14 protein-coding genes are annotated in these 18,678 nt (G+C 55.5%); 3 read left to right on the plus strand and 11 right to left on the minus strand.

From position 1 onward, the window contains the following. Positions 1–12: 12 nt before the first annotated feature. From MFP24_RS13590 to MFP24_RS13605, 4 genes are all read right to left on the minus strand, one after another. On the minus strand, positions 13–1,026 hold the full coding sequence (locus MFP24_RS13590) for an ABC transporter substrate-binding protein (protein WP_249230815.1): 1,014 nt from the start codon (positions 1,024–1,026) through the stop codon (positions 13–15). 16 nt (positions 1,027–1,042) lie between these two features. Continuing rightward, positions 1,043–1,963 (minus strand): TauD/TfdA dioxygenase family protein, encoded by a 921-nt coding sequence (locus MFP24_RS13595; RefSeq protein ID WP_249230816.1) that lies wholly within the window; start codon positions 1,961–1,963, stop codon positions 1,043–1,045. Positions 1,964–2,161: 198 nt separating this feature from the next. Further along, complete coding sequence (locus MFP24_RS13600; RefSeq protein ID WP_249230817.1) at positions 2,162–2,557, minus strand: ArsR/SmtB family transcription factor; 396 nt, start codon at positions 2,555–2,557, stop codon at positions 2,162–2,164. Then, on the minus strand, positions 2,557–3,243 hold the full coding sequence (locus tag MFP24_RS13605; protein WP_249230818.1) for a peroxiredoxin: 687 nt from the start codon (positions 3,241–3,243) through the stop codon (positions 2,557–2,559). The genes MFP24_RS13600 and MFP24_RS13605 overlap by 1 nt, the downstream gene beginning before the upstream one ends. Positions 3,244–3,722: 479 nt before the next feature. Here MFP24_RS13605 and MFP24_RS13610 point away from each other — a divergent pair, with 479 nt between their 5' ends. After that, positions 3,723–5,111, plus strand: coding sequence for a glycoside hydrolase family 1 protein (locus tag MFP24_RS13610; protein WP_249230819.1), 1,389 nt, complete (start codon positions 3,723–3,725; stop codon positions 5,109–5,111). Positions 5,112–5,208: 97 nt separating this feature from the next. Here MFP24_RS13610 and MFP24_RS13615 read toward each other — a convergent pair whose 3' ends face one another. The 6 genes from MFP24_RS13615 to MFP24_RS13640 form a co-directional block, all read right to left on the minus strand. Continuing rightward, entirely contained in the window at positions 5,209–6,669 is a 1,461-nt protein-coding gene (locus tag MFP24_RS13615; protein ID WP_249230820.1) for a DUF1593 domain-containing protein, read from the minus strand. A 13-nt stretch (positions 6,670–6,682) separates the two neighbouring features. After that, positions 6,683–8,278 (minus strand): carbohydrate porin, encoded by a 1,596-nt coding sequence (locus tag MFP24_RS13620; protein ID WP_249230821.1) that lies wholly within the window; start codon positions 8,276–8,278, stop codon positions 6,683–6,685. Between the two features lie 110 nt (positions 8,279–8,388). After that, positions 8,389–9,225: a BglG family transcription antiterminator LicT gene (licT, locus tag MFP24_RS13625; protein ID WP_249230822.1), complete on the minus strand. Its 837-nt coding sequence runs from the start codon at positions 9,223–9,225 to the stop codon at positions 8,389–8,391. A gap of 119 nt (positions 9,226–9,344) precedes the next feature. Further along, complete coding sequence (locus MFP24_RS13630) at positions 9,345–11,273, minus strand: beta-glucoside-specific PTS transporter subunit IIABC (RefSeq protein WP_249230823.1); 1,929 nt, start codon at positions 11,271–11,273, stop codon at positions 9,345–9,347. Between the two features lie 1,263 nt (positions 11,274–12,536). Next, complete coding sequence (gene spy / locus MFP24_RS13635) at positions 12,537–13,022, minus strand: ATP-independent periplasmic protein-refolding chaperone Spy (protein WP_249230824.1); 486 nt, start codon at positions 13,020–13,022, stop codon at positions 12,537–12,539. A 237-nt stretch (positions 13,023–13,259) separates the two neighbouring features. Then, the gene (locus MFP24_RS13640; RefSeq protein ID WP_249230825.1) at positions 13,260–13,556 is read right to left on the minus strand and encodes a hypothetical protein; all 297 of its coding nucleotides are present in this window, start codon (positions 13,554–13,556) and stop codon (positions 13,260–13,262) included. Between the two features lie 235 nt (positions 13,557–13,791). On the opposite strand from MFP24_RS13640, the gene MFP24_RS13645 reads away from it, so the two are divergent. Beyond that, entirely contained in the window at positions 13,792–15,795 is a 2,004-nt protein-coding gene (locus MFP24_RS13645; RefSeq protein WP_249230826.1) for an NADPH-dependent 2,4-dienoyl-CoA reductase, read from the plus strand. Between the two features lie 7 nt (positions 15,796–15,802). Here MFP24_RS13645 and rlmG read toward each other — a convergent pair whose 3' ends face one another. Continuing rightward, positions 15,803–16,942, minus strand: a complete 1,140-nt coding sequence (rlmG, locus tag MFP24_RS13650; RefSeq protein WP_249230827.1) for a 23S rRNA (guanine(1835)-N(2))-methyltransferase RlmG — start codon at positions 16,940–16,942, stop codon at positions 15,803–15,805. Between the two features lie 468 nt (positions 16,943–17,410). On the opposite strand from rlmG, the gene MFP24_RS13655 reads away from it, so the two are divergent. After that, positions 17,411–18,364: a TerC family protein gene (locus MFP24_RS13655; protein WP_249230828.1), complete on the plus strand. Its 954-nt coding sequence runs from the start codon at positions 17,411–17,413 to the stop codon at positions 18,362–18,364. Positions 18,365–18,678 lie beyond the last annotated feature (314 nt).

Consider the following 18,678-nt stretch of genomic DNA (forward strand, 5'->3'; position numbering starts at 1 on the left):
TGGCTCACGCAATTAACGCTCAAAGTTAAAATCAGGGACCAGCGAATGCAGTTCGGCATCCGTCAGAGGACGAGGCAACAGTTTCGCTTCCGGCAGCAGTTTCTGGGTCAGCAGCGCGATAGTGTTGCGATGCGGAGCCAGCGGCTCAATGCGGATTAAATTGCGGTAACGGCGCAAAACCTGCTCCATCGACGGCACATCCAGTTTGGCGTCTTTCGCCACCAGCTTCGCCGCCTCTTCGGGATGCGCGGCGATAAACTCGGCCGCTTCGCGGTTTGCGGCATAGAAGCGGCGGGCCAGATCCTGATTTTCGGGTTTGGCGATCCAGTCGCCGGAAACGCCGGTGGTGACCTGCGGAACGAAATCCGTACCGGAGATTTTTTTCCACAGCGCCTGGTTAAACACCGGAATAGTATGGATTTCGCCTTTTCCTTGCTGCACGGCGGCGGCGCCCTCAATGGGGTTGACCAGCAGCGCATCGACCCGGCCCAGCTGTAATTCCGCCAGGAATGCCGCCCCGCGGACGCTGGATGATTTCACCGTCAGTTTGGTCATATCCAGGCCCTGTTGCTCAAAGAACCATTTGGATAACGCCCAGCCGCCGGAAATGGTGTCGGCCAGCAGCGTTTTCCCCTGCAAATCATCCAGAGTCTTAATCGCGGGATCTCTCAGCACGATATCGGATTCAAAATTGAATACGTTCCACAGCAGAGCGATATCCGCCCCCTGCTGTTTAAAGCGGGATACCGCGGGTATCGCCGCGCAATAGCAAAAAGGATCTTTACCGGTGGCGAAATCCGTATACGCCACATTCGACGGCTTCTGGGTAACATTGAGTTTAAAACCGTGTTTTTTATCCAGCTCCAGATGCCGGATTAAGGCCGGGATCCAGACGCTTTGCGACGGAGCGGCAAACACCGTGATATTTAATTCAGGTAAATCTTCCGCTTTAGCGCTGGTGGCAAAAAACGACAACAGCAGCGTTGCTGAAACCAAAATACGAATAAATTTATTAAAATAGCTCATGATAGCCGCCAATAACTCAGTCAATAACCGCACGATGCAGCACACGTTGCTGACCGCCATAATTAAACACGCCCCGATGGTGAACAATTCGGTTATCCCATATCAGCGTGGCGCCATCCTGCCAGTGATACTGAGCAACAACTTCCGGCGAGCGCAGATATTCAAAAACGATGTGTAAAACATGGTCGCTGACAATGCGCGGCAGCCCCAGCACGCGCTGAGCATAGAGCTCGCAGGGAAAGAGTTGCTTAGCGCCTGTTTCAGGATGAACCCGCACCAGCGGCACCTGTAACGGCGGTGTTTTCTGGCGCGCTTCCAGCAACGGCTCCGGCTGGTGATAAGACATGGAAATCAGCCCCATCTGATCGCCATTGTGGATAACGTTCAGGGTGTCCAGCCAGGCTGCCAGCTTCGGATCAAGCAGACGATAAGCCGCCGTGGCGTCCGCAAAGAGGGTTTCTCCGCCGAAACCCGGCGCTTTCACCGCGTGCAGCGCGGTAAATTTTTGCGGATTGGGGCGATAAGCCTGATCGATATGCCAGATGTAATTGGTGCGTGTTTTCTTGTGGGAAGAATCAATGGTATTCAATTCTCCCGCCCCGGCACGCGGCGCCTGCGGGTTGCCGGCAAAGCGGGGAGAACCAAATAGATGAGAAAAACTCTCAAAGGTCTCCTCATTGACGGAGCCCGGCACAAAAGAGAGGAATCCATATTTCAGCAGTGAATGATAGAGAAATTCACGTACGGGGTCGGCGACCGTTGCACCGTCTTTTAACGAAAATCCCTCGACAATACCGCCGACGACCGGGGTAAACGGCGTAATACGGATATCCTGAAAAACTTCCGGCTGATGACGAAAGGTTTGCGGATCCAGCACCGGCGGCTGATGAATTTCCGGATCAAGCGGTTGATGGCGATGAATAAAATCAGAACTCATTAAGAATACCTACCGTACTTTTAGAGCTCTTCAATATTCATAATGTTGAATATATGCTTAGCTCAAATTGAATAAGTGTTCTCAAAGTACAGGCGGGAATAACGGAATTTAAATATATATTAATGAAATGTTAATGCAGATGTTGTATTAAGGGCGTACGGCCCCCGGCTGATGGAATACCGGGGGCCATTGCAAATTTTATACGTCGCCGGGAAATCGCACCGTGGCGAACACCAGTTCATCGCCCTGGAGGTGAGGGTAACCAGGTTCATCGGCCGGCGGTTGCCGAACCGCCGTTTCGTCAGGCGGGTTCTCCCCCACCAGCGCCGAGAGTGCGGCGACCAGGGTCGCAGGGAGCCCATCGCTCACCGCATAAGTTACCGATTTCGCTTCACGAGTGGCGTAAACCAGCCCCGCTTCGCGCAACACCGCCAGATGCTGGGAAAGACTCGGCTGACGGATATTCAGCTGCGTTTCCAGCGCCGATACCGTTTGCGGCTGCCGGTGCAGCAGCAGCGCGATATGCAGCCGGGTCGGGTGCCCCAGCATTCGCAGCAGCGTCGCGACCGCTTCCCGTCTGGTCGCCGGCATCATCACGACTCCTTTTCCACGCGCCGTGGATTGGCGCAGGTTTTGTAGTACCAGTCCGGCGCGCCGGTATCCCCCAGCCGGGACCGGGCGCCTTCCACGGTGCGCGGAGGCGGCACGATAACGTCCTCACCCGGCTGCCACTCCGCCGGGGTGTAATACGGCAGTTCATAGCTGAGTTTTATCGCTTCAAGCTGGCGCAGCAACTCCTGAACCGAACGCCCCGTAGAGATGGGATACCAATTAATCGCCTGAATAATACCTTTGGGATCAATCAGAAAAGTTCCCCTGATGGTGCCGGACGAGTGCGAGTTGCGCGGCAACATGCCAAAAGCCCGCGCCACCGCCATAGAGGGATCTTCAATCAGCGGGAAAGGAATATCGATATTGAAATTGACTTTAATGCTGTTCAGCCAGGCCAGGTGAGAATAAAGTCCATCGACCGACAGACACAATAACTGGCAGTCAAGCGCTTGAAAATTTTCCATTTTATAGGCGAAGGCAATCAACTCGCTGGTGCAGACCGGGGTGAAATCCGCCGGGTGTGAAAACAACAGCACCCAGCGCCCGCGGAAGTCGCTCAGACGAATGTCGCCGTGGGTCGAGCGGGCAACAAAATCCGGGGCCTCATCATACAATAATGGCGGGATATAATAGGCTGGCGATGTCGTTTCTTGTGCTGTCCAGGTCATAAATTGTCTTCCCTAATACGCATTTAATACATTCAATATGTCATATATAAAAACCGTCGTCACGGGAGAGCCTTATGCGTATATCAGCAAAATAAAGCTATTTTTTATCGCAGTCGGCGGAGAAGCCCGGCAATACCTATGCCCGACGCGGGACAAGGTAATTCGCTGATTGAAAAACAATTGAATTTGTCGCTTGTCGTGGCATTCACGGACGAGCCCTCCACGCCGGCTGCAACCCGCTGATTGTCGTGACCGGGGTCACATAACCAACGGATGGCATTGCCGTAAACGGGTGGGATCGTATAGTGTTTCTCCTTAAGACGTTACCGCGCTGCGCGGGCGAGACTTGGGCAAAGGCGAGTGGAATACACTCTCTTTTGCCCAAGTTTTTTTTTGCCTGTTATCCACCTCCGCGGCGAAAATGCGGAAATCGGGCCCGGCGTAACGTTGCGGTGATGAAAACAATGAGGAGAAACAATATGAAAGCATTCCCCACCGGTTTTTTATGGGGCGGTTCTATGGCGGCTAACCAGGTTGAGGGGGCGTGGAATGAGGACGGTAAGGGCGTCTCCACCTCCGACCTTCAGTTGCAGGGGGTGCATGGCCCGGTGACGGAACGCACGGAAAACATAAGCTGCATCAAAGACGTCGCCATTGATTTTTATCATCAGTATCCGCAGGACATCCGGCTGTTTGCCGAAATGGGGTTTAAGGTATTACGCACCTCCATCGCCTGGACGCGCATTTATCCCGCAGGGGATGAAGCGCAGCCCAATGAGGCGGGACTGGCGTTTTACGACGCATTATTCGATGAGATGGCGAAGCACCGCATCCAGCCGCTGATTACCTTATCCCATTATGAAATGCCTTATGGCCTGGTCGAGAAACTGGGCGGATGGGGCAGCCGTGAAACCATCGATCATTTCGAAAAATACGCCCGCACCGTTTTCACGCGCTACAAAGACAAGGTGAAATACTGGCTAACCTTTAATGAAATCAATATGGCGATACACTCGCCCTTTACCGGCGTCGGACTCGTCGGCGAGCCGTCAAAACAGGCCGTTTATCAGGCGATCCACCATCAACTGGTGGCCAGCGCTCGTGCGGTGAAAGCCTGCCATGAGATCATCCCGGATGCGAAAATCGGCAATATGCTGCTGGGCGCGCTGCGCTACCCGATGACCTGCCATCCGAAAGATGTGCTGGAAACGCAGAAAAAAAACCGCGAATGGCTGTTTTTTGGCGACGTGCAGGCGCGCGGCGCCTATCCGGTATGGATGAAACGTTATTTTAACGAAAATGACGTCGTCCTGGAGATTACCGAGCAGGACAGGGACGATCTGCGCCACACCGTGGACTTTGTCTCATTCAGCTATTACATGAGCGGCTGCGCGACCTTCGAGCCGGAGAAATATCAGTCCTCGCGCGGCAATATCGTGCGTTTAATTCCCAATCCGCACCTTAAAGCCTCGGAGTGGGGCTGGCAAATCGACCCCGAGGGGCTGCGCTTTTTGCTGAACGAACTCTACGACCGCTATCAGAAGCCGCTGTTTATCGTCGAAAACGGCTTGGGCGCGCGCGATGTGGTCGAAGCCGACGGCACGATTAATGACGGCTATCGTATCGATTATTTGCGCCGGCACCTGATTCAGGTACGCGAAGCCATCGACGACGGGGTGGAGCTGCTGGGCTATACCAGTTGGGGACCGATCGATCTGGTGAGCGCAGGCACGGCGCAGATGTCGAAGCGCTACGGTTTTATCTATGTCGATCGCGACGACGCGGGACAGGGAACGCTGGCGCGCCGGCGCAAAAACAGTTTCTACTGGTATCAGGAAGTGATTGCAAGCAACGGCGAATCGCTCTGATTCGCCGGCCGGATAACAGACGAGCGCGGCGCAAACGCGGCGCTCGTCAAATCCATCTCAGCGCACGGTTATACTCCCTCCGTGCGCTTCCCGGCGTTTACCGCGCCGCCGGCAGCACCGTCACAATCGCCCGCCGATAAGAGGTTAATGCCGGAGAGCCGTTATCCTTACCTTCCAGAATAATATGGAACGGCGTCGCAGCCTTGACGTCCGGCGCGGTGAAGCTGGTTTGTTCCCCCTCGCTGTGCGACAGCTCAAGCCCCGGCCCGAAATGGACGCCAATCGCCGTGGCCGTCGGCTCTTTATATTGCCACCAGCGATACGCCACCCGATCGCCGTCAACGTCGTTAGAACCCTGCGCCGATAATTTCACCGACTCGCCAGACTTCACCTGCCAGGACACAATCTGCGTTCCCGGCTTGCCGTTGAGCACCAGATTGGGATTATGGTTGGCCTTTTTCACATCGCCGGTCAGCGTCCAGTCCATCCGGGCGGCGAAGTCGTTCTGGAAAGCATCGCGCCACCGCCAGATCGTCGCCGGCGCCGTACGGTATTTTTCCCCGTCTACCCCAACGACTTCATCCGCGGTGCTGGCGCGCAATCCGCCGTCGTCATCCGGCGCGATAGCGGCATAACGGCCGCCCCAACCGCCGTATTCCGCATGTTCGGGATCGCTAAGTCCAGTGCGCAACAAATAGAGAAATGAGGGAGAATCCCCTTCCATCGAATATTCCACCGCCGGATATACCGCCCCCAGCGGTCCTTTACGCCGGATGTTCTCCGCTAGCCACTCGTTATTCACCTTACTCATATCGCCGCCGACCGCCCGCGACGAAGATATGCCGATCCAGGTTGACAGAAAATACTCATTCCAGGCGTGAATACTGGTGATATAGCGCAGCTGTGGGAAATGGCCGCGGATCCACACGCCGGTATTATCCTGATCGGAGATGGCGTAAACGCGGATTTTACTAATGAAAGCCGCGACCTCCTGCGGCGTCCGGCGCGCCTGCACATCGTGCAGCGCCTGCGCCAGATCGACCGCGCCGCCCCATACGGTGATCCATAAAGGACGATGGTCCTGCTTATCGACGGCCTGAATAATCAGCTCCGATGCTTGCGTCGATTTGTTATCGCCGACGCCGGTCATGCCGAATTCCGCCCGGCCGCTGCGCACCACCTGACGTAACGCCTGGGCGGAGGGGTATCCCGGCGCATGTTTTTGCAGATTGGGCAGCACCCGTTCGTAGGCGTCGATACGTTCGTGGATCATCGGCGTGTTGACCTTGTCGCGCAGCCAGGTTGAGGTGGTCGCCACAATGCCTTCGACGTCAAATTGATTGCTATACAACAAAAACCTGACCAGAGACTGGGAGTCATCCGGCTCATTGCCGATATCGCTCAGAATCAGGATGCGGGTTTTTTCCGCGTTCACCGCAGCCGAGGCGCTTCCCTCCGTTACCCCGGAGGCGGCGGCAATAGCAAACGCGGGGCAGCCTGCCGCCGCCAGACATACGCCCAGAGAGATGGCTTTAATACCTTTGGCTGATAAAAACATATTTTTCCCCTTATCAGAAAACCACTTCGGCCTGAACGCCAAAGCTGATTTGATAGTCTTTGTTATCGTTAAAACTATGGTTGTCTATTTCATTATCCAGCGCGCGGAGATAGCTGGTGTAGAAACGAATTTCGGGACGAGATGTCAACAGACTGGTATCCACTTTAAACGTATGCGCCAGCGTCACCTTATAACCTGACTCATCATAGTTAATATTATCGACGCTATTTTCCTGAATAAAATAACCCAGTTCCAGCGCCGTCTGGTTAGTTCTACTCCAAATATAGGAGGGACGAATCACCGCGCGGAAGGTTTCAAAATCGGTGTGCGCCCCGGTATAGGCCGAATAAAGATCGTTACCGCGACCATATACCAGCGTATGGGCCATAATAACATCATCACGCAGGTATATTTCCCCCTGATTCACCAATCGCCAGCCAATGCCATCGCTGTGAATGCCATAATAGGAGCTGTTGTAATCAAAATCCGGGTTGGCGCTCGAAATATTCATAAACTGACTGGCCAGGGAATTGTTGGCGACCTGCGCCGTCAATTCATTAAACCCGCCGAGCACCGGATGCCGTAAAATAGCCTGCCCCAGCCATGACGATTTTACTTTATAGTCGTCACCGGAATTCTGCGCCGCTTTTTGCTCATCGGTCTGATTGGCGAAAGCATATTTCGCGCCAACTTCCAGTGACAAATCTTTGCTCAGCGGAATATTTTTATATCTGACTTCGGCGATATTGACATTGACCTGAGTGGTATCGCTACAGGTCGAGGTTCCGCAAACCGTACTGTAATTATCGATATCATTACGCGTCACGGCCATACTTAATGAACCGACGGGAAGTCGCCAGTCTTCAATACCCAGCCCCGCCCCGGAAAGCGTGCGGTTACTTTTCCAGTCCAGCATCTGGATTTCATATTGCGGCAAGGTGTGTTTACCGATCCAGAATTTCGCTTCCGGTGCAAACGGCAGGAACCCGGTCGTTTCAACGTACAGCTTGCTGAGTTTCCCCATGCCGCCGCCGGCCATTCCTTTTTCAAACGACTCATTACTCTGCGATAATCCCAGATCGCCTTCAAACTGCACGTTCGCCCAGATCGATTTATTCCCTTCCTGCCAGGCGCGCTTTTTAAACGACAGGTTGTACCATCCGTCATATTCATTACCGAATCGCCCTAGCGATCCCACCGCCCAGGATTTAGGACCGCCATTGGTGGTTGAGGCGTATCCGGTACGGAAATAACCCGAATATTTAAAGCCGGTATCATCCTGAACGTATTGGCTGATTTTTTTCAACGTTGACTCGGAAAGCACCGGATCGCTGCCACCCGCCGCCTCTCCGCTCGCCGGCGCGGCCGATAAACGTCCATCCGCCGCCGCGACCGCCTGGGGCTTCACCGCTGAAGAGGGCTGTATTTTTTCTTTTTGCTCATAGGCCTGCAGCCTCTCCTGGGTAATACGCAGCTGCTCTTCCAGCAGCGCCATCCGCTGTTCCAGCGTTAATGTCTGCGCCATAATATCCGGCGCAACCCCATAGCAGGACAACAACATTAAAACGAGCGCTTTCCTTCTGAAAGCCAGACGTTTTTTCTTCATCATTTATTCCTCATTAATATCGACAACTATCACCTGAGCGTACGCCGCGGCGATATATCCCTGATGCGGCAAAAAGCAGCAATTAATCTTCTTTGCGGTTATCTATTCCCCACTCATTTTGAATTAGCGTTGAGTCGATTGATATGGATAGTCAAAAACATGATTTCATCGGTGGTTAATTGATACTGGTAGTGGCGTTCAACATATTGGCAAACCCTCATCGCACAGGTATAAGCGATCGGCATTAACTCTTTTATGCCTTGATAAATACTGTCATCGGCATGGCTTACCGCATTCCGGCTGAGCAGTCGTAACGCGAAAAATTTCAAATGGGTGATAAAACGCTGGTAATCGATGGAATTCTCATCGTATTTAATACGCAGGTCATATTTTACGATGGTCAAAATATCCTTAATAAGTGTGGCGCTTTCCATTGTGCTTTGCATATCGCTGTTATTTATTGCATTAACCAGATGTAATGCAATAAACCCTGCTTCATCATCAGGCAAGCGAATATGCAGTTTCTCTTCAATAATATCCAGCGCGCGTAATCCGACCGAAAATTCTTTCGGATAGAAAACCTTGACTTCCCACAGCAGCTGATTATGAATTTTCAATCCCTCTTTATAGCGCTTGACGGAAAAATTAATATGGTCACTCAAGGCCAGAAACAGCGTATCCTGTAATTCAATGTTCAATGCATTACGCGCCAGCGCAATGATCTGCTCGCTAATATTCAGATATACGGGCGGAATTTCCGCCAGAATTTCCGCAAAAAAGGTATTCAGCCCGCCGCCGGTTTTGAGAAAACGGCTTTCAACCCGCTCCTCGTCCACCCGATCGCCGTTTTTCTTGCCAAAGCCAATGCCGCGCCCCAGCGCTACGCACTCTTCCCCCTTGTCCGTTATCACCAGCACCGCATTATTACTTAATATTTTATTTATTTTCATCACCGCGCCCGCATGGTTGCTTCAGCAGGGCAACGGCCGATTCACGGCCATTGCCCTGCTCCTGTACCGTCGTCATCCTTGCGTGTTGATTTTATTTACGGCGGATAGCCATCTCTGCATTATGCCAACGCGATGATGGTGGCGCCGGCCTTGTGGTGACCCGCGCGACTGAGACCGAGCAGGCGATAATCCTCCGCGTTGGTGACGACCACCGGCGTGATGGTGTCATAACCCGCTTGCGCTATCTCGGCGAGGTCAAACTCCAGCAGCAGCTGCCCTTTCTTCACGTTATCGCCTTCCGCGACCCGCATATGGTAATGCCGGCCTTCCAGCTGCACGGTATTGATCCCCACGTGGATCAGAATTTCAGCGCCGCCCTGTGAACGGATGCCAATCGCATGGCCGCTGTCGAACGTACTGGCGATTTGCCCGTCAACGGGCGAGTAGACGCGCCCTTCCCGCGGCCGGACGGCGATGCCCGCCCCGACGACGCCGGAAGAAAATACTTTGTCATTGACCTCGGTCAGCGGGACCAATTCGCCCTCCATCGGAGAGCCGATTTGTTCGGCGGACGCGGGTACGTCCTCCAGGCCGACAACGGCGGCCTGCGCCCCACCGGCGGCGGGCGCTGCCGATGACGTAGCAGATGATAAAGAGGAAGCGGACGAGGGCGCCGGCGTCTGCGCGGCAGGCTGCGCGGTCGGTTCATCGAATCCGACGATCATGGTTAACACCAGGCTGGCGACGAAGGCGATGGCGCAGCCGATGAGAAAGCCCAGAAAACCCTCGCCGTAGAAAATAGGCAGCGTCAGTAGTCCGGGCATTCCCATGGAGATCGCCGAACTCTTGGCATAGCCCGCCACCGCGCCGCCCATGGCCGCCGCGATCACCGCGCAGACAAAGGGCTTTTTCAGCTTCAGCGTAACGCCGTACACCCCAGGCTCGGTGATGCCGAACAGCGAGGCGATAAAGGTACTGCCCGCCAGCGCCTTGAGCTTTTTATCTTTGGTGCGCAGCATCACGCCCAGCAACGCCCCGGATTGGGCAAAGACCGACGGACTGGAAGCCGCTTTGAGGTAGCTCTGCCCCATTACGGAAATATCATTGATAAAGACGGTGACGAATCCCCAGTGCACGCCAAAAATCACCAGGATCTGCCAGGCGGCGGCAATCAGCGCGCCGGCGATAATCGGGTTAAAGCTATAAATGCTGACGAACAGCGAAGCGATTACTTCACTGGCCGAGATACCGATCGGTCCGATGGTCATCAGCGTCAGCGGCACCATCAGCGCCAGCAGGAAAAATGGCGTCAGAATATTCCGCACGCTCTCATGAATATGCCGATTCAGTAAACGTTCGATATACGACATCAGCCACACGCTGAAAATAATCGGGATCACCGAGGAGGTGTATTTCATCATCACCACGGGCAAGCCGAAGAACGTTACCGGCTGACCGGCCTCGAACAGCCCCAGTATCGAGGGGTAAACCAGCGCCCCGGCGACCGATACCGCGACGAAAATATTGGTTTCGAATTTACGCGCGGCGGTGATGGCCAACAGCATGGGCAGAAAGTAGAACAAGCTGTCGGAAGCCGCATGCAAAATGACGTAGGTGCTTTCCTTGTTGTGCAGCCAGCCCAGCGCGATGGCAATCGCCAGCACGCCTTTCATTACCCCGGCCGCCGCCATCGCGCCGAGCAACGGGGTAAAGATCCCCGCCACCAGATCAATCAGCCGTCCCATCAGCGAGACGTTATTGGCGGACTCCGCCGCCGGGCGTTTATTAGCGCCGTCCTCCAGCAATCCGGAAATCGGACCGAAAGCGCGATACACCTCCGGCACCCGATTGCCAATCACCACCTGTAACTGCCCCGATCCGTTGACCACGGTAATAACGCCGTCCAACGCTTCCAGCGCCGCCAAATCCACTTTCGCGTTATCGACAATTTTAAAGCGCAGACGCGTGGCGCAATGTACCAACGTCGAGACGTTCTCTTCTCCGCCGACCGACCTCAGAATACTTTCTGCTAGCACTTGGCTATTCATAATGACACTTCCCGTTTCGTAAATGGCTGCAACTGCCTATACAATCCACATCGTCTTGCTTGGTGCCCGCTGGCCAGCTGGAAAAAAAGCAAAAAAAAACCTGGATAAAACAGTGTGTGGCACACTGTTTTATCCAGGTCTCGCCCAGAAAATTCTGGTGGCGTCCTTGGCCCTCTTTCTAACAAGTCGGCGCGGAAAAAGCTACCGCCGTGTTTTATTTTGTGAAAACTGTCACTATTTTTTTGTGGCGTGCCATCCCTGGCCGCCACCCTTACGGGCCGTCGCTGACGCAACGTCAAAAACTTCTCCCGGAAGTTTTTTGTGGCGTGCCATCCCTAGCCGCCCCTTTACGGGCTAAGGAATCCCCAGAAATCTGGGAAAGGAATGTCTGTAAGTGCAGTGAGGGTTTCGTGCGCACTAACCTCAGTCGATTTCTGCGACCGTCGCAGCACGCGCCCGACACGGAGGGCTCAAGCGCCAGCCCCCCGTGCCCCCGGGCTTTTCGCGGAAATCGCGTCGCTACGCGATGCCTTCGGCGTTCGTGACCGCTGGTCGGGCCGCCATTGACGCGCTCCCGGCGCGGCACTGGCTTTCGCCGCGTCCATGCGGCTCACCCGGCGGTCACGCCCACCTCAGGGCAATTTTTTACGCGAAGAAAAACCTTAAAAAAACAACACCATGCTATCTAAATCGATTTATTAAATAATGCTTAATTATTTTCTGGGGGTTCCTCAGCCCAAAAGGTAGCGGCCATGATTGCCGCAATAAAAAAACGCCGGGAGCCTGAGGAATCCCCACAAAAATACTTTGTTTGTATTTTATATTTAACATGCTGATATTAAATACAAACTCAGTGTTTAAACTGTTCACCCCATGGCGTAAGAAATTACGCTGAGGTGGACGACCCCGCGAATGAGCCGCAAGGATGCGGCTCAAGCCAGTGCCGCGTCGGGAACGCGTCACTGGCGGTTCGGAAAAGGGGGCGACCGCCGAAGGAACCGCGTTAGCGGCGTGATTTCAGCCACAAGCCCGGGTCCGTAGGGTGGTGGCGTTTGAACCACCCTGCGTCGGGCGCGTGCTACGACGCAGCAGAAAAATGGCGGCTTTATCGCGCACGAAATATTCTCCGGCGTTACATATTTCAATTTCTGGGGGGTTCCCCGACCCCTAGGGCGACGTCAAGAAAAACCGCCGGACCTACCCACCGCGGCGATAACCAGCAGCGATGGATAAATCCGGCGGTCTTAGGGGTTATGCGGTTGCTTACTCAGCCGGCAAGGGTTTCGCGTCCGGTTTTGGCGGTTGAGTCAGGCGTTTTTCAAAATTGTCGTTGTACTGCTTCTTCTGCTCAGGCGTCAGAATATTATAAATCTTATTCTGGGTTTCCAGTCTGCTCAGCTGCTGCGCCTTGCGCGCGGCGTCAGCCTTATCCAACTGCGCCTGCGCCTTTGCCGCGTCAAAAGTATCGGAGGCGATCAGACCGTGGATTTCACGGCGTTCCTCCAATATGGATTTACGCGCATCGTCATGAGAAGCCCGCAAAATCTCTTTCACCTGCTGTTTCTGGGCCTCGGTCAGGTTCAGCTCTTTGAACAGCGCCTCATGGTGCGGACCGCGGGGGCCCTTTCCGTCTTTCAATACTCTTGCTTCCGGATGACCATGACCTTTGGGCGCGTCATCCGCGTGAGCAATACCCGTCATTCCCAGTGCCAAGGATGAAGCCACCAGCAGTGCTGTGAATTTACGCATAATTAATCCTTCTCTCAGGTTAACGCATTAACGACCGTTGTCGTTGTGTCGAAGGGAAGTATAGGTCCGGCTGCTTCAGTTAATTAGAGCAACGGTAAATATCTGCAAGGAATAACTTCATATTTGCGGCAAATGTGGAGAAGACGGGAGAAATGTGTAAGGAATCGGTAGCATTGCGTTAAACCTTGCGCGAGATAGCGCACGGCTCACCTGTCGCGCATCCAATCCGCTGGGCGATCAGGGCAGCGAGCGGACAAAATCCGCCGCGTCTTTTGCCAGCGCATCGATATGCGCGCTGATGACTTTGACTTTCTGCAGCAGCGGATTGCGCGCCGGCGAGCTATCCATGGCGTTCAGCTTGGCGACAAGCTGCTCAATCTGCTCGCCAAGCTGCGCTTCGCGCTGTCTGGACTGCGCCAGCTGCTGCTCCAGCTGCTGATAATCACGCCGCCAGATCTGCTGTTGTTGCCGAACGCTGTGCTCCAGTTCCTGAAACGCCCCGTCCAGCCGTGTCTGCAACTCTTCAACCCACATAGAGATTCCTTCGCCCGCTAATTCAGCGAATTATAATGGCACACCGCTCCGACAACAAACAATCCGGCCGCTTATTAATGCAGCGCTGCGTTTTCCCCTGCCGATGACAATGATATTAATCACAATAAATAAACATAAATTTCACAATTCAGCCGAATACAGCTAGCTTTATGGCAAGAACTCATCAGACCAGTTGTGCCCTTTTATCCGCTGCGCCTGTATGCCGGAGATTGCAATGGCTGCCTACCCTACTCTGTTTTCGCCGCTCGATCTGGGATTCACCACGCTAAAGAACCGGGTCGTTATGGGCTCGATGCATACCGGCCTGGAAGAGCATCCCGACGGTACGCAAAGGCTGTCGGCTTTCTATCGTGAACGGGCGCTGGGCGGCGTGGGCCTGATCGTCACCGGCGGTATCGCGCCCAACCCCAAAGGGGCGGTGGTAAAAGACGGGGCGTCGCTGCACGATGCGTCGCAGCTTGCCCACCACCGGGCGTTGACGCAGGCGGTTCATACGGCGGGAGGAAAGATCGCCCTGCAAATTCTCCACGCCGGTCGCTACAGCTACCAGCCACAGCCGCTGGCGCCTTCTGCGCTACAGGCGCCCATCAGTCCGTTTGTCCCGCTGGCCATGAGCGGGCAAGAGATTGAGCGGACCATCGCTGATTTCGCCCGTTGCGCCGCGCTGGCCCAGCGGGCGGGTTACGACGGCGTGGAAATTATGGGCTCGGAAGGCTACCTGATTAACCAGTTTCTGGTCGCCCGCACCAACCGGCGGGACGACGAATGGGGCGGCGATTTTCAACGCCGCAGCCGGTTTGCGCTGGAGATCGTCCGGGCGGTTCGTCGGATAACCGGCCCCGCGTTTATCATCATCTATCGTTTGTCGATGCTCGATCTGGTCGCCGACGGCTCAAGCTGGCAGGAGATTGAGCAGTTGGCGCAGGCCGTAGAAGGCGCCGGCGCCACCCTGATCAATACCGGCATCGGCTGGCATGAAGCCCGCATCCCCACCGTCGCCGCCCTGGTGCCGCGCGGCGCCTTTAGCTGGGTGACCCAACGGCTGATGGGAAAAGTCGGCATTCCGCTAATTGCCGCCAATCGCATCAACGATCCCGCCGTGGCGGAACAGCTACTCGCCGCCGGCTGCGCCGATATGATTTCGATGGCGCGCCCCTTTCTGGCCGACGCGGAGCTGGTGAACAAGGCCGCGGCAGGCCGTGCCGATGAAATCAATACCTGCATTGGCTGTAATCAGGCCTGTCTGGATCGGATCTTTATCGGCGAGCTGACCTCTTGTCTGGTAAATCCGCGCGCCTGTCACGAAACCCTTCTGCCGCTCACGCCGGCGCAGGTCGTGAAACGGCTCGCCGTGGTGGGCGCCGGACCGGCCGGTATGGCGTTTGCGATGAATGCCGCCGGGCGCGGCCACCGGGTCACGCTGTTTGAATCCGCCGCGCACATCGGCGGGCAGTTCGATCTGGCGCGGCAGATCCCCGGCAAAGACGAATTTAACCAGACCCTGCGTTATTACCGCCGCCAGCTGGCGTTGAATAAGGTGACGCTGAGGCTGGGCGTACGCGCCGGCGTGGACGACCTGGCTGATTTCGACGAGGTGATCCTGGCCAGCGGCATCGTGCCGCGCATACCGGCGATTGAGGGGATCGATCACCCCATGGCGTTAAGCTATCTGGATGTGCTGCGTGATAAAAAACCGGTCGGGAGGCGGGTGGCCATCATCGGCGCCGGCGGCATCGGTTTCGATACCGCCCACTATCTCAGCCAGCCGCCCCACGCCGATTTTTATGCCGAATGGGGCATCGACCGTCGGCTGCGCCGCAGAGGCGGCCTGCTGGGCAACCACGCGCATACGCTTCCCCAGCGCCGGGAGATAACCTTATTGCAGCGTAAGGCGGGAAAACCCGGCGCCAATCTGGGTAAAACCACCGGCTGGATCCATCGAGCCAGTTTACTGCGCCACGGCGTGACCATGCTGGAGAGCGTGCGCTATCAGCGCATTGACGACGAGGGATTGCATATTGTGCATCAGGGGCAACCGCGCTGCCTGCCGGTGGATAACGTCATCATCTGCGCCGGCCAGGAGCCGTGCCGCGAGCTTTACCTGCCGCTGCAAGCCGCCGGTCGCCGCGTGCATCTGATTGGCGGCGCCGACGTCGCCCAGGAACTGGACGCGCGCCGGGCGATAGAACAGGCCACCCGGCTGGCATTAAGCATTTGATCCGGGTTTACCTTGCCGCCGCGCTTTTCACCGCCCGCAGCACCACAAACTTGGCGTTGCCGGCAATCAGCTCTGCGTTGCCAAACAGCCGTTTCAGCTTGTGGAAGTAATCCAGATGGCGGTTGCCGACGATGCGCAACTCGCCGCCGACCTGAAGACAGCGGCGGGAATCGAGGAACATTTGCCAGGCGATATTATCGGTAACGGCCTGCTGCTGATGGAACGGAGGGTTACACAATACCGCCTGCAAGCTGTCGCGTGCCACGCCGGACAGGCCGTGATTAACGGCAAAACCACAGCGGTCCCCATCCTGCGGGCAATTAAGCGCAACGTTCATCCGGCTGGAGGCTATCGCCATATAGGACTCATCAAAGAAGCTGACGAAAGCGTCCGGGTTGGCGGATAGCGCCGCCAGCCCGATAACGCCGTTGCCGCAGCCTAAGTCGACGATTTTACCGTCCAGTTGCCGAGGCAAATGCTGCATAAAGAAACGGGCGCCGATATCCAGCCCGCCGCGCGAAAAGACATTGGCGTGGTTGTGAATGCGATATCCGAACTCTTCCAGATCCCACTCAGTAGTTAGTGGCTGCTCACTCACCTTTAAATCCGCCACCTCACAGTGGATCAAGCGCGCTTTTTTCCAGGCCAGCGAGGTTTTCGTCGGCCCCAGAATGCGCTCGAACAGCTGTAGCGTCGACGTATGGATGTCCCGGGCTTTGGCGCCGGCAATAATGCGGGTTTGCGGCGTCGCCACCTTGCGCAGCATACGCAGCTGATATTCCAGCAGCGCCATGGTTTTCGGAATTTTTATCACCGCCAATGCGGGCGCCGCGGGCAAATCCGCCAGGCTGTCCAGCAGTTCCACCGACTCCGCCTCAAAACCGTTCAGCGCCAGATTATGGCGCGTCGCCAGTTGGCTCATATACGAATCGCTGATGCTGATCGGCGACTGAGCCTGCAACCCGCAGGCCAACGCCCCGAAGGCGTCATTAAAAATCAGGCGGGGGCCGGGCGCCGTCTCCGCGGATGTAAGCTCTCGCAGCAGAAACTCATCCGCCGCCTCCCACGCCTGCAGCGCCGTGTTGTCGGCTACCGGAGGATAACGCACCAGCGTCAGATTACGCGTTTCCAGTTCGAGTTGGCTCATTCTCCCTCCTGAATCACAAAATTTGCGCTGTTTATCCCCTAAAATCACGCGCCAGTAAATGCTTTTCTCAGACGGACAGGCAATCGGCCCGTTATCCATACCTTAACAGTAACCTTGTGTTGTTATTTCACCATGATAATCCGAACGCTTTACCGCATCGGGCCGAACGAAACGCCATCTCCGCCATCGTGACGATATTTATTTGACCGGGATCAACTTTTCACCTATCTTCTGTGGCAGCAAAGGGGAGTAACTTTTCCGCCGGTCAATCGTCATTACGGTGCCGTACCCGCCAGATTCAACAGGCTGGGGAAACGCATCCGGTTACCGGGCAACCTTAAGCAGATTACCGCATTAACGTTGTAAGTGAGACCTTGCCGGGAGGCGAGGTGCATTTGCAGCTATAATGATTAGCGGCCAGCGTCTTCCGACGTTGGCCGTTTTTGTTTTTATTCAAAGGAAATTGCTATGCATACCATTGGCACGCCGTGGCTATGGGGCAGCTTTGCTGCCATTGTTATCATCATGCTGGCCGTCGACCTGCTCTATCAGGGGCGCAAGGGTTCGACAGTGATGACCTTCAAACAAGCCGCCGCATGGTCGATTGTCTGGGTGTCGCTCTCCCTGCTGTTCAACGCCGGTTTCTGGTGGTATCTGGACGGCGCCCTGGGGCGGGAAGTCGCCAATACGCAGGCGCTGGCCTTTCTGACCGGTTATCTGATCGAAAAAGCCCTCGCCGTCGATAATGTGTTCGTCTGGCTGATGCTGTTCAGCTATTTCTCGGTGCCGCCGCAATATCAGCGCCGGGTGCTGATTTACGGCGTGCTGGGCGCCATAGTCCTGCGTACGCTGATGGTGTTCGGCGGCAGCTGGCTGGTGACCCAGTTCCAATGGCTGCTGTACGTATTCGGCGCATTTCTGCTGTTTACCGGCATCAAAATGGCGCTGGCGAAAGAGGATGACGGCGCCATCGGCGACAAGCCGCTGGTGCGCTGGCTGCGCGGACATCTGCGTATGACCGACAACATTGAAAACGACAAATTCTTTGTTCGTCGCAGCGGCATACTTTATGCCACGCCGCTGTTTCTGGTGCTGATACTGGTGGAAATCAGCGACGTTATTTTCGCCGTCGACAGCATCCCGGCCATCTTCGCCGTGACGACCGATCCCTTTATCGTCCTGACCTCCAACCTGTTCGCCATTTTGGGGCTGCGCGCCATGTACTTCCTGCTGGCGGGCGTGGCGGAGCGTTTCTCCCTGCTGAAATACGGGCTGGCCGTCATCCTGATTTTCATCGGCATCAAGATGCTGCTGATCGACCTGTTCCATATTCCCATCGCCATTTCGCTGGGCGTGGTTGCCGGAATTCTGGCCGTCACCCTGCTGATCAATATTTGGGTCAACCGCCGCGCGGAGCGGTAACCGCCCCGCTTTTCCGCTCTTGCCGCACGGCGTTTCTGCCGTGCGGCAATCCTCCCCCGCCGATAAAAAAACGCCGGGAGCGTTTTTCAACGTCGTTTGCGACGGCCCGCTAGGGTGGCGGGCAGGACGCCCGCCATAAAAAATCCGACCCACCGCAGAAAAAAGTGCCATCGCCTCTTCTCCTGGTATGATTTTCTCATATACTGACACGCGCAAACACATCTCGTTACGGAATAGAAAGAAATCCGGCGTCTCGCTCGCCAGAGGTTTCACCTCTGTAAAACACAATCACTCAACGGAAACGGCCGCGCCGT

The sequence above is a fragment of the Brenneria tiliae genome, assembly GCF_023347575.1.
GTDB classification, from domain to species: Bacteria; Pseudomonadota; Gammaproteobacteria; order Enterobacterales; family Enterobacteriaceae; genus Brenneria; species Brenneria corticis.

Coding starts and splice junctions, on each gene's coding strand:
- MFP24_RS13645 (WP_249230826.1), top strand. CDS start 13,792: ATGGCTGCCTACCCTACTCTGTTTTCGCCGCTCGATCTGGGATTCACC.
- MFP24_RS13590 (WP_249230815.1), bottom strand. CDS start 1,026: ATGAGCTATTTTAATAAATTTATTCGTATTTTGGTTTCAGCAACGCTG.
- rlmG (WP_249230827.1), bottom strand. CDS start 16,942: ATGAGCCAACTCGAACTGGAAACGCGTAATCTGACGCTGGTGCGTTAT.
- licT (WP_249230822.1), bottom strand. CDS start 9,225: ATGAAAATAAATAAAATATTAAGTAATAATGCGGTGCTGGTGATAACG.
- MFP24_RS13640 (WP_249230825.1), bottom strand. CDS start 13,556: ATGTGGGTTGAAGAGTTGCAGACACGGCTGGACGGGGCGTTTCAGGAA.
- MFP24_RS13600 (WP_249230817.1), bottom strand. CDS start 2,557: ATGATGCCGGCGACCAGACGGGAAGCGGTCGCGACGCTGCTGCGAATG.
- MFP24_RS13655 (WP_249230828.1), top strand. CDS start 17,411: ATGCATACCATTGGCACGCCGTGGCTATGGGGCAGCTTTGCTGCCATT.
- MFP24_RS13615 (WP_249230820.1), bottom strand. CDS start 6,669: ATGTTTTTATCAGCCAAAGGTATTAAAGCCATCTCTCTGGGCGTATGT.
- MFP24_RS13630 (WP_249230823.1), bottom strand. CDS start 11,273: ATGAATAGCCAAGTGCTAGCAGAAAGTATTCTGAGGTCGGTCGGCGGA.
- MFP24_RS13620 (WP_249230821.1), bottom strand. CDS start 8,278: ATGATGAAGAAAAAACGTCTGGCTTTCAGAAGGAAAGCGCTCGTTTTA.
- MFP24_RS13605 (WP_249230818.1), bottom strand. CDS start 3,243: ATGACCTGGACAGCACAAGAAACGACATCGCCAGCCTATTATATCCCG.
- MFP24_RS13595 (WP_249230816.1), bottom strand. CDS start 1,963: ATGAGTTCTGATTTTATTCATCGCCATCAACCGCTTGATCCGGAAATT.
- spy (WP_249230824.1), bottom strand. CDS start 13,022: ATGCGTAAATTCACAGCACTGCTGGTGGCTTCATCCTTGGCACTGGGA.
- MFP24_RS13610 (WP_249230819.1), top strand. CDS start 3,723: ATGAAAGCATTCCCCACCGGTTTTTTATGGGGCGGTTCTATGGCGGCT.